Source organism: Sphingobium sp. TomTYG46, assembly GCF_055396345.1.
The window spans coordinates 1,362,885-1,377,693 of record NZ_AP027324.1; the positions used below are offsets into that span (position 1 = coordinate 1,362,885).

Sequence of the window (14,809 nt, forward strand, 5' to 3'; positions counted from 1 at the left end):
TAATATTATTCCCTCAATTCAACCCATGTCGGCGCATGGTCGCTCGCCTTTTCCCGCCCGCGAAAATCCTTGTCCACTTGCGCGTCGATCAGGCGATCGGCCGCCGCCGGGCTCAGCAGCAGATGATCGATCCGGAAACCGGCGTCACGCGGCCAGGCGTTCATCTGATAATCCCAATAGGTCCACACCCCGCCCGCCGGGTGGCGGCTCGCAATCGCGTCGGTCCACCCGTCGCCCAGCAAGCGCCGGTACGCGGCCCGGCTTTCCGGCTGCATCAGCGCGTCGTCGGCCATGGCCTTCACCGAATAAACGTCCCGGTCGCGCGGGATGACATTATAGTCGCCTGCTAGAATGGCGGGCACTTCCTCCGCCCAAATCTCCGCCGCCCGGTCGCGCAGACGCTTCATCCAGCGCAGCTTGTAATCGAATTTCGGCCCCGGCTGCGGATTGCCATTGGGCAGGTAGATGCTGGCGACCCGGACGCCCTTCACATCGGCTTCGATATAGCGGCTATGTTCGTCCTCGGGCTCGCCCTCCAGCCCCCGGCGTACCTCGACCGGCGTCTCGCCGCGCGCCAGGATGGCAACGCCGTTAAAGCCCTTCTGCCCGTGCCAGATCGCCCCATAGCCGACATCCTCGATGTCCTTCAGCGGGAATGTCTCATCCGAAGTCTTGATTTCCTGAAGGCAGGCGACATCCGGCTGCGTCTCGCTCAGCCATTCCAGCAGGCGCGGCAATCGCGCCTTGATGCCGTTGATATTGAATGTCGCGATGCGCATGGGGCTGTTCTCCTCCCGCGCATCCCTAGAGAGAAGAGTCGCCCTTAGACAAGGTACGGCCCGTGATTAAATCGAAAAGCTCGACCCGCAACCGCAGCCAGCGGTGGCGTTGGGGTTCGTCACCTTGAACGCTGATCCGCCGAGGTCGGAAACAAAATCAACGGCGGCGCCCCGCACTAGATCCAGGCTCACATCATCGACGACCAGCGTTACGCCGTCCCGTTCGACGGCCACATCATCCGCCTCCACCGCATCGGCCAGTCCGAAACGATATTGAAAGCCTGAACATCCGCCACCCTCTACGGCCAGCCGCAGGATAGCGGGCTTGCCCTGCTTGGCGGCAATCGCGGCCACGCGGGCAGCGGCGGAAGGGGTAAGGTCGATGTCAGCCATGGCGCCTAGATAAGATCAAGCAAAAGGCTCGGCAACCCATCGGTGCCGAGCCTTTGCAAAGGATAAGCGGCGCAGCGCGGATTATTCCGCGTCATGCTCCTGCGCTTTCGTCGGGCCGCCCATGGCGATCGGCGGTTTCGTGTTCATCGCCACGAGAACATCGGGACCGACGACGAACGGCATCGGGTTGATCGCCTGGCCGTCCACGCGGACTTCATAATGCAGGTGGCTGCCGGTCGAACGCCCGGTCGATCCCATCAGGCCGATCAACTGGCCACGATGCACATAGCTGTTGGGAGCCGCGATCAGCTTCGACATATGGCCGTAACGGGTCTCAAGACCGCCGCCATGGGAAATCTGTACCAGATTGCCATAGCCGCTCGCCCAACCGGCGCGGCTCACAATGCCGTCTGCGGTCGCGTAGACGGGGGTTCCGACGGGGCCGGGAATATCGATGCCCTTGTGCATCCGCGCGCCGCCGTTGAACGGGTCGGAACGCACGCCAAAGTTGGACGTCAGCGACAGTCTTTCGACAGGCCGACCGGTCGGGATATTGTTGCTGGCCGCCTTTACGCCGCCGTCCAGCCGCTGAAGGCTGGAGAAAAGATTGGAAAAGCCCACATCTGCCGGGCCAAGCGCGCTGGTATTGATTTCCGTTGCATCGCCATAGGGATCGTCGGCGACCGCCTTGGCCTGCGCAGGCATTGCGGCGCACAATGCGCTCACTACGCCCATAGCCCCAATGGATTTACACGCAGACAGGAACCATCGCGCGCTACGCGCATTATTCGAACGAAGAAACAACATGCCGACCCCGACTTATCCTCCGGAGGCTTTTGAGCCTCTCGGCGCTCCCCGTGTTGACCAATTGCGACCTAAATCGCCACCCGCGTCATCAAAAGGACATTTCCCGCTTCATTGTGCAAGCGCGCCGTAAAAATCCAGCGTTAAACCGGCTTGTCGACGCGCCGAGTCGTTGAACGGCGGTTTCAGCGACCCGCGAAAATGGCGTTTTACAAGGATTTGGTAATGATTTGCGGGGGTCAGTCCCTCTCGGTTCGCCGCATGACCAAACCATCTTGTCCCGGCTCTGACATGGCGAATCTCGTCCGTCATAATGCGGCGCAACATGCGCGCGGATGCCTCGTCCCCTACGCCTTCAAACCGCGCGATCGTGGCGGGCGTGATATCCAGCGCACGGGCTTCCAGCACCATCGGAACGATGGCGAGCCGCGCCATGGCATCCCCTGCGGTTTCGGTCGCGGCCTGCCACAGCCCGTCATGGGCAGGCAGTTGGCCATAAAAGCTTCCCATCTGCCGCAGACGCCGGTCCAGCAGCGCGAAATGCATCGCCTCTTCCGCGCCGACCTGCATCCAGTCGTCGACGAAGGCTTGCGGAAACTCGTTCCCAAACCGGCCGATCAGGTCGAACGCCAGGTCGATCGCGACGAACTCGATATGCGCCAGGGCATGCAGCATGGCGGTCCGCGCCCGATCCGAACCGATCTTGCCGCGCTTGGGCATCTGATTGGCTGGCAGCAGGGCGGGAGCGTCGGGCCGCGCGGGCGTGTCGGGCATCGCGGCATCGAACCGATGCGCCAACCGGCCCTGCCTCCAGGCACGGGCCGCCGCGCGCGCAGCCATCAGCTTGTCCCGTGGCTCCGGCGTCATCAACACATGAGCGCAGGCCTGCCCCACACTATCAATCTCGATCGGCAAATTCAAAGCGCCTTCACGGCCTCCAGCACTTCGGCGGCATGGCCCTTCACCTTCACCTTGGGCCAGACGCGCAAAATCTTGCCCGTTCCATCCGCAAGGAAGGTCGCCCGTTCGATCCCCATATATTTCCGGCCATAGAGCGACTTTTCGACCCAGGTGCCGAAAGCCTCGCACGCCTCGCCCGGCTCGTCGGATGCGAGCGTCACGTTCAGGCCGTATTTGTCCGCAAATTTCTTGAGCTTCGCAGGCTTGTCCTTGGAAATGCCGACCACCGGCACGCCCAATGCCGCATAGTCTCCCGCCAGTTCGGTAAAGTCCTTGGCCTCATTGGTGCAGCCCGGCGTATCGGCCTTGGGGTAGAAATAGACGACGACCGGCTTCCCCTTGAACCGATCCAATGTGAAATCGACGCCGTCGGCATCCTTCAACGTCACGCTCGGCAGGGCATCACCGGCTTCCAGCATCTTCTTCCTCCGAATAGGGCGCGGACAGCGCTGCCCAGGCATCGCTCACCCTTTGCCGGGCCTGCGCATAGCTTTCAAGCAGCGCGTCCCAGCTTTCGACACCGCACGCGCGCGCAACGACGGGCCGGGTCGCTTCGGGCGGCTCGGTCGATTTGGGCGAAACCAGTCGCGATACGATCAGGAAACGTGTGATCAGATCATGCGCATCGATCAGGTCGGCTGGCAGATGACCCGCCTCGACCAGCTCGTCCAAAGCCGCGCGCAAGTCAGGACTGAACGCCATTTCATGCTTGAACTGCGACACGTGGATCAGGAACTCCAGATCCACCAGGCCCCCCGGCACCAGCTTGACGTCCAGCTCGCTGGCAGGCGGTTTGTGCGCGGCGATGTCGCGGCGCATCTTCACCGCCTGACGCGCCAGTTCCGGGAAATCGCGGGGCCGTTCCAAAGTCTCGGCCAATATCGCGCTCAAAGCAGCCCGTCCGTCTTGTGATCCGAAAACCGGCCGCGCGCGCGTCAGCGCAAGATGTTCCCAGGTCCACGCTTCCTCGCGTTGATATTTGGCGAAGCTGTCCAGACTGACCGCCAGCAACCCCTGCGCGCCCGAAGGCCGCAACCGCGTATCCACCTCATAAAGCGGCCCCGCCGCCGTCTGGACCGATAACGCATTGGTTATGCGTTGCCCCAGCCGGTTGAAATACTGCGTAGCCCCCAACGGCTTTCTTCCATCGGAATCCTTCATGAAATCGCCGGAAAAAAGATAGACCAGATCCAGATCCGAAGCATGCGTCAAAACGCCGCCGCCCAGTCGGCCAAGCGCAAGGATAAGCATCTCCCCACCCTGCACCCGTCCATGCACCGCTTCGAATTCCCGGACGGTCGCGCTCGCCAACGCCTCTATCGCCGCCTCCGCCACCCGCGAATAGCCACGCCCTGCTTCCAGCGGATCACCACCGCGAATGATCTGCGCACCCAGCGCAAAGCGCCGATCATTAACCCGCTGCCGCACCCGATCGAGCAGCGCCTGATAATCCTCGCCCACTTCCAGCTGCGCGAACTGAGCGGCCAATTGCTCCACGGCAGGCGGCGGATCAAAGGCAGACGTATCAATCAGCCCATCGAGCAGCTCAGCCCGCCTTCCCAACGCATCCGCCAGCGTCGGCGCATGACTGAGCAACTCCGCCATCAGCTCCGCAAGCCCCGGCCGCGCGGCAAGCAGCTTGAAGAAGTTGATCGCGCTCGGCAGCCTTCCGATCAAGTCATCAAGGCGGTTCAGCGCCCGTACCGGATCGGGCGCCGCCGCCAATGTGCGCATCAATCCCGGCAGCAAATCTTCCAGCGCTTCCCGCGAAGCCGTGCTGCGCAACGCCCTGATGCTGCCCGTGCGCCAGCGAGCGATCCGCGCAACCGGAGCCTGCGGATCAACAAAACCCATCTCGGCTAGCTGCGCCGCCAACCGGTCCTCATCATGCGAAAGCGACTCTGATTTTTCAGCAGGCGTCAGCTGATCATAATTGGCCCCCACCCATTCCACCTTCGGGCGCAGCAGTTCGATCAAGTCCCCGCCATTCTCCAGACCATGCAACCGCGCGACATTGTCCATCGCTTCGGCGGTCTTGGGCAGCTCATGCGTTTGCCGATCCTCGACCATCTGCAACCGATGCTCGATCGTGCGGAACAGCACATAGGCTTCGTCCAGCTTGCGCGACACTTCCGGATCAAAGACCCCTGCCGCCGCGAGTGCTCGGAGCGCCTCCCGCGTATTGCCCGATCTCAGCGCGGGATCCCGCCCACCATGGATCAACTGATGGGTCTGCGCGAAAAACTCGACCTCCCGAATGCCGCCGCGTCCCCGTTTCAGGTCATAGCCCGGCCCGAAAGCCTGACCTTGCGCATAATGGTCGCGAATTCGCCGCGATATGTCGGTGATCGCGTCGATCGCACCGAAATCCAGGCTCCGCCGCCAAACGAACGGACGGATCTGCTGCATGAAATAATCGCCTAGGCCAAGGTCGCCTGCCGCAGGACGCGCGCGGACGAAAGCGGCCTGCTCCCACCCCATCGCTGTCGATTCATAATAGCCGATTGCCGCCTCGACCGGCAGCGCAATGGGCGTGGCTTCGGGAGAGGGACGCAGCCGCAAGTCGACGCGAAAGACGTAGCCATCGCCGTCCCGCGCATTCAAAAGCTCGCTCACCCGCCTGCCGATCCGCACTGCCGCATCAGCCGGGTCTTCCCGCTCGCCATGCGGCAGGGTCGCCGGGTCATAGAGCAGGATAGGATCGATATCGGATGAGTAATTCAGCTCGCGGCTGCCATGCTTGCCCAATGCCAGCACGACAAACCCCTTCGGCTCCGCACCCGGATACCGCTCGGCAAAGGTGGCGCGCAGTGCTTCTTCCAAAGCCTGATCAGCAAAATCCGACAAGGTGCGCGTCACCCGATCCAGATCCCAGGCGCCCGACAAATCCGCCGCAGCCGTGACCAGCGCCAGTGCGCCCTTCCGCCGCCGCAGCGATCTGGCGATTCCCTCTTCCGCTCCCGACACGCCGTGTGCGGCCTTCAGCGCAGCCTCCACATCTCCGGCCGCCAATAGGTCAACCACTTCGGGAAACCTGTCCATCTGTCTGGCGAGGAAAGGCGAATGGGCACGCATCCGCGCCATTGCCGCCGTCCAGTCCGCCACCGCAATCTCTCCTGTCATACCCCAGCTATCGCCTGAGCCTGAAATGAATGCCAGAAACTTTTCCCGCTGCCGCCCGTTGTAGAAACATGGAAATGCAGCGTAAATCAGTGAGCCGATCTGGCAACGGGCGGAAGACCACTGATCGCAAGTTCCTGACAGTTGTCGTTCCTCAGCCCTATGAAGGCATCGGCAATGCGTTGCAGTCTACCTTCCGCGCCAAGCGTGATAGCTTGCCATCGGATATGATGGACCTGCTGAAAAAGCTGGACCGAAATTAGACCGGCTGCGCAGGATTTTATTTACCGAAAGCCCGTAGAAACAGCGCGTCTTTGGTTCAGGATGTGCCTGCATGCTCTACAAGGCTTTCGCCGCCATCACGTTGGTCAGCGCCCCAATAATCGTTCTGTTGGTTCAGGGCATCACGCCGCACCCTTCGGCGATACCATCAGCTCCGGTGGTTCAACCCATGGTTCCCCAGCCCCCGGTTCAACAGCCATTGCCCACCCAACAATCGGTCGTAGCGCCAGTGCCGATGGAGCAGACCCCTCCTGCCGTACCCTTTGGCCAGCCCATGCCGGAAGCGGGCAAGCCATTCCTCGCGCCAGGCAACGGCCTGCCCGGTGAACCGCCGACCGGCGCGGGCGAAGCCGGTAACAGCGATACTGCAACCAGTTCGGAAGCCCGCCCCCTCTGACAGCCTAAAGCGCTTTTTAGCCCGCCGCCCCGGCAAAAGCATCGCATTGCGCCGGGTCCCCGCTGTCCAGCCCCTTGCGCAGCCAGGTCATCCGCTGCTCGCTTGATCCATGGGTGAAGCTTTCCGGCACGGGACGCCGTCCTGCCGCCTTTTGCAATGTATCATCGCCGATGGATTGCGCGGCGGTCATGCCTTCTTCCAGATCGCCCGCTTCCATCAGCCCCGTGCGCTTCGCCCACACGCCTGCATAGCAATCCGCCTGCAGCTCGACGCGCACTTGCAGGGCATTACCTTGCTCTTCGCCCACACTGCGCTGACGCTGTTGCACCTGCCCCAACGTGCCTTCCAAATCCTGCACATGATGCCCGACCTCATGGGCGATCACATAGGCCTGGGCAAAGTCGCCCGGCGCGCCGAAGCGCTGGCGTAGTTCATTGAAAAAATCGGTATCCAGATACACCTTCTTGTCATTGGGGCAGTAAAAAGGACCCATTGCACTTTGCGCGGCGCCGCAGCCCGACGCGCCAGCCTGAGAGTAAAAGGACAGGACTGTCGGTTGATATTGCTGCCCCGATTGCTGGAAAATCTGGCCCCACACTTTCTCGGTCGATCCCAGCACTTTTAAAGACCAATGCTGAATTTCCGACAATTTCTGCGGATCGCGACTGACGGACGCATCCTGCTGCACGCCGCCTCCGCCACCGACCAAGCTCAGCGGATTGACGCCCATCACCATCAGGATGATGAGCGCGACGACGATCCCGCCGCAACCAAAACGGCTGCCGATGAATGGCAACAGCATGCCAAGGCCACCGCCCAGCCCGCCACCAAAGCCGCCACGGCCGCTTTGCACCTCGAAATTGGAGCTTTCCCGTTCGTCGTCCAACCGCATGACGCCCTCTCTTTCATCCCAAGCCTATCCGATCAGCGTGAAGGTTGGAACGGCTGCGATATAGAGTTGGTTGCTTTCATCTTATCGGATTGTTGCAGCACATTAAGTTGGCACCCGCGCGCTAGTCGTTATATTGCACTGCGACATGGCCGATATCGATCCTTCCATTCCGCGCCGGGCGAGCACGCCGCTCCCCTTGCCCCACGATGTTGCGCTGCTGCTTCAGGGCGGCGGCGCCCTTGGGTCTTTCCAGGCTGGGGTTTATCAGCGGCTCGATGAACTTGGCATCGATATAAGCTGGGTCGCGGGCATTTCGATCGGCGCGGTCAATGCCGCGATCATAGCGGGCAATCCGCCGCACCGCCGCATCAGCAGGATGAAGAAATTCTGGCTGACGGTTTCCGGCGGCCTTCCCAATATCGTCCTGCCCGAAATCGATCATATTCGGGAGGCCGCACATCTGATGGCAGCGGGAGCTGTTGCGACCTTCGGCGTGCCCGGCATGTTCCGCCCTCGCCTCTGGCCTTCCGTGATGATGCCCGAAGGCACGTCGGGGGCGATCAGCTTCTATGACAGCGCGCCCCTCAAGGAAACGCTCGACGCCTGTGTGGACTGGGATCTTCTGAACGACGGACCTGTCCGCCTCTCGGTCGGAGCGGTGGATGTAGAAAGCGGCAACTTCGCTTATTGGGACACGCGAGGCCCTGACGGGCGGACCCGCATCGACGCGCGCCACATCATGGCTTCCGGCGCGCTTCCCCCTGGCTTGCCCCCTGTGGAAATAGATGGGCGGCATTATTGGGACGGAGGTCTCGTTTCCAACACGCCCCTAGCGCACGTGCTGGAACATCAAAATGACGACATGCTCGTCTTTCAGGTCGATCTTTTCCCCGCCGAAGGTCCGATGCCGCGCCAGATGACGGACGTCTATTCCCGTGCCAAGGACATCCAATATTCCAGCCGGACGCGTCAGGTCACCGATCAATATCTACGCCTGCGCCGCGAACATAAGGCGATCAAGGCGCTGCTCGACAAACTGCCGCCGGACCTCAAGGACGCTGCCGACGCCCAGCGCCTGCGCGAATATCTCGACCGTGGCTCGGTCAACATCGTCCACCTCATCTACCGCAGTCGCGCCTGGGAAAGCGGCGCCCGCGACTTTGAATTTTCCCGTTCCACCATGCTGGACCATTGGAGCCAGGGCCGCGACGCCGTCGAAGAAGTGATGCACAAGGGCGACCTGATCGCTCGCAACATCACGAACGGCAAAAGCGCCGCCTTCGACCTCCAGGCGCCCGACACTCTCAAGGAGAAAAACGCATGACCAAGTCCCTCGCCGGAAAGACAGCGCTTATCACGGGCTCCACCTCCGGCATCGGCCTTGCTTATGCCAAGACCCTTGCTGCGGAGGGCGCGAACATCATCATCAACGGTTTCGGCGACAGCGCTGCGATTGAACAGGAACGGCAGGCGTTGGAGCAGGCGAGCGGCGCCAAGGCCCTCTACAGCGGGCACGACCTCACCAAGGCCGCCGAGATCGAAGCGATGATGCAGGAAGCGGCCAGCACATTCGGCGGCGTGGACATCCTCATCAACAATGCGGGCATGCAGCATGTCGCCCCGGTCGAGGATTTCCCGGTCGACAAATGGGACCTTATCATAGCGCTGAATCTGACCAGCGCCTTCCACACGTCCCGCCTCGCCATCCCTTATATGAAGTCGAAAAAGTGGGGGCGCATCATCCAGACGGCCAGCGCGCATTCGCTCACGGCGTCTCCTTTCAAGAGCGCCTATGTGACAGCCAAGCACGGCCTTGCCGGCTTCACCAAGACGCTGGGCCTCGAACTCGCAACATTCGGCATCACCGCCAACTGCATCTCACCCGGCTATGTCTGGACGCCGCTGGTCGAAAACCAGATTCCCGACACCATGAAGGCGCGCAATATGACGCGCGAGCAGGTGATGAATGATGTGCTGCTCGCTGGACAGCCGACCAAGCAATTCGTGACCGTCGATCAGGTTGCGGCCATGGCGCTGTTCCTGTGCAGTGATGCCGCGGCCAATATCACAGGCGCCAATATGAGTATCGACGGCGGCTGGACTGCCCAATAAGAGCTCGTTGCAATTTTACCACGCCGTTGAACCATCGGCCGGTTACCAGTGGGTCAACGGCAAGCAGGGCTGGCCGAACCGCAAGGACTGGATGTACGGCGTCGGCGTTGAAGTTGGCCCGAAGGACATCGGCCTTGGCGGCAACAGCGGCATTCGCCTGCGCTTCCAGACCGAAACCTATGATTTCGACAGCTTTCGTCCGACTGCGGGTGTGATCTTTCACTTCTGATCCCGTCGCGACAGATCATGACAGGCGCTCGTCCCTGAATGGACGGGCGCCTTTTCATATCTGCCACTTTCCTTGCGCCGCCAAATCTTCCTATGCTCCCATCCAACAGGGAGAATAGCCGATGCGTAACGCGTTAAGGGTCATCATGGCCGCTGCCACTCTTTCGTCTGCTGCCACGGCACAGACCGCCCCCGCTCCTGCATCTCCACAGGCACGGGAGATAGCCACCCAGATCGGCAGCGACATGAGCGACCTCATGACGCTTTACCGCGATCTCCATGCCCATCCCGAACTGTCGGAGCAGGAAACAGCGACCGCCGCAAAGCTTGCCCGCCGCCTCAAGGCGATGAAGTTCGAAGTCACCGAAAAGGTGGGCGGCACCGGCGTCGTCGCGGTCATGAAAAATGGCGAGGGACCGGTTCTCCTCATCCGCGCGGACATGGATGGCCTGCCCGTCACGGAGCAGACCGGCCTCCCCTTTGCCTCGAAAGTTCGTACCAAGACGGCTGAAGGCATCGAAACCGGTGTCATGCACGCCTGCGGCCACGACACGCACATGACGGCCTTTATCGAAACGGCCCAACTCCTGTCATCGAGGAAGGACGGCTGGCGCGGCACGCTGGTCATGATCCTCCAGCCAGCCGAGGAAGTCGGCCGGGGTGCGCGCATGATGCTGGACGGTGGTCTCTACACGCGCTTCCCCCGTCCCACACATGCCATCGCCTTCCATGACGCCGCCAATCTTCCTGCGGGCACGATCGGTTATACCCCCGGCTATGCGCTCGCCAATGTAGACAGCGTGGACATAGTCGTTCGAGGCACCGGCGGTCATGGCGCCTATCCTCAAACGGCCAAAGACCCCATCGTGCTCGGCGCACGGATCGTGGGGGCGCTGCAAACCCTCATCAGCCGCGAGCAAGACCCTCTGGACCCCGCAGTCGTCACGGTCGGCAGCTTCGTGGGCGGCGCCAAGCATAATATCATCCCCGATGAGGCGAAGCTGCTTCTCACCGTCCGCAGCTATTCCGACGAGACCCGCGAACGGCTGATCCACGGCATCGAACGTATCGCGCGGGGCGAGGCAATCGCGGCGGGCATTCCCGACGATCGGATGCCAATTGTCTCGGTAAAGGATGAATTCACGCCCGCCGCCTACAATCCGCCCGCCTTCGCCAACGAAATGGCCGAATTGCTCAAAGCGCATTTCCCCGAAGGACGCGTCATCGAAACGAAGCCGTCGATGGGCGGCGAGGATTTCGGCCGCTATTACCGGGCTGACAAAGGCATCAACAGCTTCATCTTCTGGGTCGGAGGAGTTCCCGCCGATCAGATGGCAAAAGCGGCCGCTGGCCAGTTCACCCTTCCCTCTCTTCACAGCCCCTTCTGGGCACCGGAGGCTGACAAGGTCATCGCCACGGCAAGCGAGGCCATGACGGTGCTCGCGTTGAACATATTGAAGCGATAAGCCGCAATAACCTCCCTCTGTCTCAACAGGATTCATGGCATGGCGGCAATCATAAGAACGGCTGTTGAGGACGATGCGCCTCACCTCGCGGCGATCTACGCCCCTTATGTTTTGAACACTGTAATCTCGTTCGAAAGCGTCCCTCCAGACGCTGAGGAATTCAGCTTTCGGATGGCCGATTGCTTAAAATATTACCCTTGGCTGATCGCCGAGGTGGATGGTCGGATAGTGGGATATGCCTATGCCGCCCCCCATAGCAGCCGGGCGGCCTATGATTGGTCGGCGAATATCTCCGTCTATCTGGCGGCTGATCATCATCGTCGCGGGATCGGGAGGCGTCTCTACGACATACTGGTCCAGATATTGCGGCATCAGGGCTATCACAGCCTCTTCGCGGGCATCACCCTTCCGAACAGTGCCAGCGTGGCCATTCACACTGCGTTGGGCATGAAAGAGGTGGGCATCTACAGGGAAGTCGGCTTCAAATTCGGTCAATGGCATGATGTGATGTGGATGGGGATGGCGATTTCCCCCTCTACCGAACCTGCTGGAAAGCCGACGCCTTTCCCCTTACTCGGCGATCTTCAGAACATTATTCCCGGCCTACAGCGCTAGGCGGGCCGGTGCCCTTTGCGCCACTTCGTCAGCAGATGACGGACCAGCATCATCGGCGGCATGCGCAGCCAGTGTGACCGGATGTAAAATGCAAAACGCAGCAGCTTGCGCCTTTCACGCCCCCAGCCGTCCCGAGCCAACAGACGCGCGATGAAAAGGCGGTCGCTCCATCTCGGGCGATAGTCCACCTGAATGGGCGAGCGAAGGGGCCGGACAGGAGTGCCAAACAGGAAGTTCGCCAGCCTCAGCGCGCGCAACACGACCGCATACAACTGATGCTCCGCCGCCCTTTCAAGCAAGCCAAGATCAAAATCCTGCTGGTTCTCCCCAAATTCGCGGCACAGGCAGTGGATATCCCACAGGTTGCGCAAACCACCCGCCAGATCGCCATCCGCAAACAAGTGCGCGGCGGAATGGCAGATCATATCCTCCGGCGACAAGACCGCTAACCGGTCAGTCACCTGCACCGCATCCGCCAGCATCGCCTCCGCGTTCGGCCTCGGCCGCGCGGTCAGCGGCAGGATCGTATGATGCACATCGATCATCCGGTCCCGCTCGCGATGGATCATCGGCGGCAGTTCATGCATCCATTGCCGGTAATAGGCGTCGTCATAGGCGTCTTCCTTGACCCACTCCCACCCCGCCGCGATCAACCTGTCCTCGACCTGCTTCAAACGGCCGCGCGGAACCAGGATATCGAGATCGCCGATAAACCTCCCCTCGCCTGCCTTGAAGCGAGAGGCCGCATAGGCAGTCCCCTTCAGCAGCAGCACCGGCTCTCCGAGCGCTTCAGCAGCCCGATCTGCTTCCCACAAAGCCTGCCGGGCTTCCCGCGCCGCATCCAGCCGAGCATCCGCCAGAATCGGCCGCACCGTGTCGGGCGCCGATCCTTCATCGATGACCATAGCCAGCGTTCCGATCAGCCGCTCAGCCCGAGCCGCCGCGATCAACGCATTCCACCCGACACTGTCCAGACACCTGACCGACTCCGGATCGCGTAGCGACCTGACCAAAAGCGCCGCGCTCATGCGAGTTCCCACAATCGCTCGACCATCGCGATGGCCTCGTCGCCCGAAGGAAAATCGATCGCCCGCGCGGGTACATGCTGAACGAACCGGGTTAGCGCACCGAACCCGGCCTCTCCCAATGCGACATAGTTGGTGGACGCCTGAGTAAGGCGCATGAAAACCTCACCCTGCCCCACCGGGCGAACGTCGGCGGCATGTCCGAAGCGCGGGAAAAGCAGCAGGGCGGGCTTTGCCGCTTCCGTCATCCGCCCGGCCGCATCGGGCCGAGGCATGAGGTGTCGAATGTCCCCCTTTGCCGTGCCAGCCATTAACGGCCCCATCCGCTGGGCCGAAACCTCACCCGTGATCACATCAATGGCACCGTTCTTGAGCGAAACGAGTCGAGGGAAAGGCAGTAATTCGCCGGTAGCCAGGTCCAGCAGAGCAAATTCATCACCCATGAGCCGCCAGCCACGTTCGCCAAGCTGGGCCGCGAGCGTCGACTTGCCCGACCCGGACTCCCCGGTCATCACAAGGGCGCGACCATCCTTCTCCACGCTCGACGCATGGAGCAGCAGGTGCCGCCGCCAACCCAGCGCCATTTGCAGGTTCATGCCCATTTCCGCCGCCAACAGCCCATGCGTCAAACTCATCGGCGCCGCGTCGGCCAGACCATGGTCGCCGGTGATGAAGATCGACGGCCTGACCCATCGCCGGACCATGCTCGTCGGCTCCAGCCGCACGGTGAAGTCGGCCACATCTTCCTTGGGCTGAGGATAGCCGTCGTACAGCCGCGCCAGCAATTCCAGCGGCTCTCGCCATGCTGAACCGATCCGAAATGACGCGGGGCCGATGGACAAGGAAAGCTGGTGCCTCATGAACAGCGCACCAGACCGAGCGCCGTCAGCCCTTCCAGATGAGTCTCGATCTCCGCAATCGCCTGCGCCCGCTCGCCCAGATCATAGTGGCGTTCCAGCCGCGCATACAGTTGCGCCGCTGTGGAGTCAGCTTCGTCATCCAGCGCCTCCAATATCTCTGGAGCAGGGCTGACCATCATATGCGTCTGGCCCGACGCGCGATGGTAAAGGACGATGATGTCCTCCAACACGCACGCGACGGCGTCCTTGTCTCTACGATAACGGCGTTCTGCGGTCACAAACTGCTCTCAAACTCACTGGCGGCGCTCCGCTGTAGCGCACAGGAGTAAGCAGGTGCCTAACGCGGCATTTGCAATGATGCGTAGCAGGTAAAGCCGCTGGTTCCGGACTGAAGGCGCCGGATATAGTTCAGATACGCCTGATTCTGCTCATAGCTTGTTCCCGGCAGCCTACCGCCGCGCAGAGCCTGCCGGACCTGCTCACCGCTATAGCTGCGCCCTTGCGCAGGCACGGCACCCGCGGTCCCTGCCGGTACAAGCTGGCCATTGGGCGCGATATATTTTCCCGCACGCGCCTGATCGGGAACCGGAATGGTGCAGTTCAGCACGGACGCGGCGGTGTTGGCCAGAGCCGGACGGATGGAAACAATCGCTGATGCAGCAACGGCGCCACCCATCAGCAACTGGCGGCGCGAAGGCGCGATCGAGTCGACGTCCCGCTCCGTGGCCTCTGAAGGCACGGAATCAGAAGCATGCTGTCCGGGCGATTGATCTTTCATACCGTCCTGATCCGCTATCGCGCTTGCCAAAGCGTAAAGAATCCACGCTATTGCGCCAGCCATTGCAGCAAAGCAGCCAATAATCCAGCGCGGTAACC

At 61.6% G+C, this 14,809-nt stretch carries 17 protein-coding genes and 1 pseudogene; 7 read left to right on the forward strand and 11 right to left on the reverse strand.

What is annotated here, in order from left to right; genetic code table 11:
* Nucleotides 1-5 precede the first annotated feature (5 nt).
* The 6 genes from xth to ACZ5YV_RS06945 form a co-directional block, all read right to left on the reverse strand.
* Nucleotides 6-779, reverse strand: a complete 774-nt coding sequence (gene xth, locus ACZ5YV_RS06920; protein WP_464786970.1) for an exodeoxyribonuclease III — start codon at nucleotides 777-779, stop codon at nucleotides 6-8.
* Between the two features lie 66 nt (nucleotides 780-845).
* Nucleotides 846-1,172 carry an iron-sulfur cluster insertion protein ErpA gene (gene erpA / locus ACZ5YV_RS06925; RefSeq protein WP_464786971.1) on the reverse strand — a complete coding sequence of 109 codons (327 nt, stop codon included), beginning with the start codon at nucleotides 1,170-1,172 and terminating at the stop codon, nucleotides 846-848.
* 81 nt (nucleotides 1,173-1,253) lie between these two features.
* Nucleotides 1,254-1,979, reverse strand: a complete 726-nt coding sequence (locus ACZ5YV_RS06930; RefSeq protein WP_464786972.1) for a M23 family metallopeptidase — start codon at nucleotides 1,977-1,979, stop codon at nucleotides 1,254-1,256.
* A gap of 108 nt (nucleotides 1,980-2,087) precedes the next feature.
* Nucleotides 2,088-2,897: a ferritin-like domain-containing protein gene (locus tag ACZ5YV_RS06935; protein ID WP_464786973.1), complete on the reverse strand. Its 810-nt coding sequence runs from the start codon at nucleotides 2,895-2,897 to the stop codon at nucleotides 2,088-2,090.
* On the reverse strand, nucleotides 2,894-3,355 hold the full coding sequence (bcp, locus tag ACZ5YV_RS06940; RefSeq protein ID WP_464786974.1) for a thioredoxin-dependent thiol peroxidase: 462 nt from the start codon (nucleotides 3,353-3,355) through the stop codon (nucleotides 2,894-2,896). The genes ACZ5YV_RS06935 and bcp overlap by 4 nt, the downstream gene beginning before the upstream one ends.
* Entirely contained in the window at nucleotides 3,339-6,059 is a 2,721-nt protein-coding gene (locus ACZ5YV_RS06945) for a bifunctional [glutamine synthetase] adenylyltransferase/[glutamine synthetase]-adenylyl-L-tyrosine phosphorylase (RefSeq protein WP_464786975.1), read from the reverse strand. Before ACZ5YV_RS06945 ends, bcp begins: the two co-directional genes overlap by 17 nt.
* A 29-nt stretch (nucleotides 6,060-6,088) precedes the next feature.
* On the opposite strand from ACZ5YV_RS06945, the gene ACZ5YV_RS06950 reads away from it, so the two are divergent.
* Nucleotides 6,089-6,319, forward strand: a complete 231-nt coding sequence (locus ACZ5YV_RS06950) for a hypothetical protein (protein WP_464786976.1) — start codon at nucleotides 6,089-6,091, stop codon at nucleotides 6,317-6,319.
* A gap of 71 nt (nucleotides 6,320-6,390) precedes the next feature.
* Nucleotides 6,391-6,735 (forward strand): hypothetical protein, encoded by a 345-nt coding sequence (locus tag ACZ5YV_RS06955; protein ID WP_464786977.1) that lies wholly within the window; start codon nucleotides 6,391-6,393, stop codon nucleotides 6,733-6,735.
* Nucleotides 6,736-6,751: 16 nt separating this feature from the next.
* On the opposite strand, the gene ypfJ is transcribed toward ACZ5YV_RS06955, so the two are convergent.
* Nucleotides 6,752-7,627 carry a KPN_02809 family neutral zinc metallopeptidase gene (ypfJ, locus tag ACZ5YV_RS06960; RefSeq protein ID WP_464786978.1) on the reverse strand — a complete coding sequence of 292 codons (876 nt, stop codon included), beginning with the start codon at nucleotides 7,625-7,627 and terminating at the stop codon, nucleotides 6,752-6,754.
* Between the two features lie 145 nt (nucleotides 7,628-7,772).
* Here ypfJ and ACZ5YV_RS06965 point away from each other — a divergent pair, with 145 nt between their 5' ends.
* From ACZ5YV_RS06965 to ACZ5YV_RS06985, 5 genes and pseudogenes are all read left to right on the forward strand, one after another.
* A complete protein-coding gene (locus ACZ5YV_RS06965) occupies nucleotides 7,773-8,951 on the forward strand; it encodes a patatin-like phospholipase family protein (RefSeq protein WP_464786979.1) in 1,179 nt (392 codons plus the stop codon).
* On the forward strand, nucleotides 8,948-9,739 hold the full coding sequence (locus ACZ5YV_RS06970) for a 3-hydroxybutyrate dehydrogenase (RefSeq protein WP_464786980.1): 792 nt from the start codon (nucleotides 8,948-8,950) through the stop codon (nucleotides 9,737-9,739). The genes ACZ5YV_RS06965 and ACZ5YV_RS06970 overlap by 4 nt, the downstream gene beginning before the upstream one ends.
* Before the next feature lie 34 nt (nucleotides 9,740-9,773).
* Nucleotides 9,774-9,968, forward strand: a pseudogene (locus ACZ5YV_RS06975) (opacity protein); the annotation flags it as partial.
* 121 nt (nucleotides 9,969-10,089) lie between these two features.
* Complete coding sequence (locus tag ACZ5YV_RS06980) at nucleotides 10,090-11,433, forward strand: amidohydrolase (protein WP_464786981.1); 1,344 nt, start codon at nucleotides 10,090-10,092, stop codon at nucleotides 11,431-11,433.
* 39 nt (nucleotides 11,434-11,472) lie between these two features.
* Nucleotides 11,473-12,048: an arsinothricin resistance N-acetyltransferase ArsN1 family B gene (locus tag ACZ5YV_RS06985; protein ID WP_464786982.1), complete on the forward strand. Its 576-nt coding sequence runs from the start codon at nucleotides 11,473-11,475 to the stop codon at nucleotides 12,046-12,048.
* Here the strand turns inward: ACZ5YV_RS06985 and ACZ5YV_RS06990 are convergent.
* The 4 genes from ACZ5YV_RS06990 to ACZ5YV_RS07005 are packed head-to-tail and all read right to left on the reverse strand — an operon-like array spanning nucleotide 12,045 to nucleotide 14,711.
* Complete coding sequence (locus ACZ5YV_RS06990) at nucleotides 12,045-13,076, reverse strand: nucleotidyltransferase domain-containing protein (protein ID WP_464786983.1); 1,032 nt, start codon at nucleotides 13,074-13,076, stop codon at nucleotides 12,045-12,047. The genes ACZ5YV_RS06985 and ACZ5YV_RS06990 overlap by 4 nt on opposite strands.
* Nucleotides 13,073-13,933 (reverse strand): HprK-related kinase A, encoded by an 861-nt coding sequence (locus tag ACZ5YV_RS06995; protein WP_464786984.1) that lies wholly within the window; start codon nucleotides 13,931-13,933, stop codon nucleotides 13,073-13,075. Before ACZ5YV_RS06995 ends, ACZ5YV_RS06990 begins: the two co-directional genes overlap by 4 nt.
* Nucleotides 13,930-14,211 carry an HPr-rel-A system PqqD family peptide chaperone gene (locus tag ACZ5YV_RS07000; RefSeq protein ID WP_464786985.1) on the reverse strand — a complete coding sequence of 94 codons (282 nt, stop codon included), beginning with the start codon at nucleotides 14,209-14,211 and terminating at the stop codon, nucleotides 13,930-13,932. Before ACZ5YV_RS07000 ends, ACZ5YV_RS06995 begins: the two co-directional genes overlap by 4 nt.
* Nucleotides 14,212-14,270: 59 nt before the next feature.
* Nucleotides 14,271-14,711 (reverse strand): hypothetical protein, encoded by a 441-nt coding sequence (locus ACZ5YV_RS07005; RefSeq protein ID WP_464786986.1) that lies wholly within the window; start codon nucleotides 14,709-14,711, stop codon nucleotides 14,271-14,273.
* Between the last annotated feature and the right edge of the window lie 98 nt (nucleotides 14,712-14,809).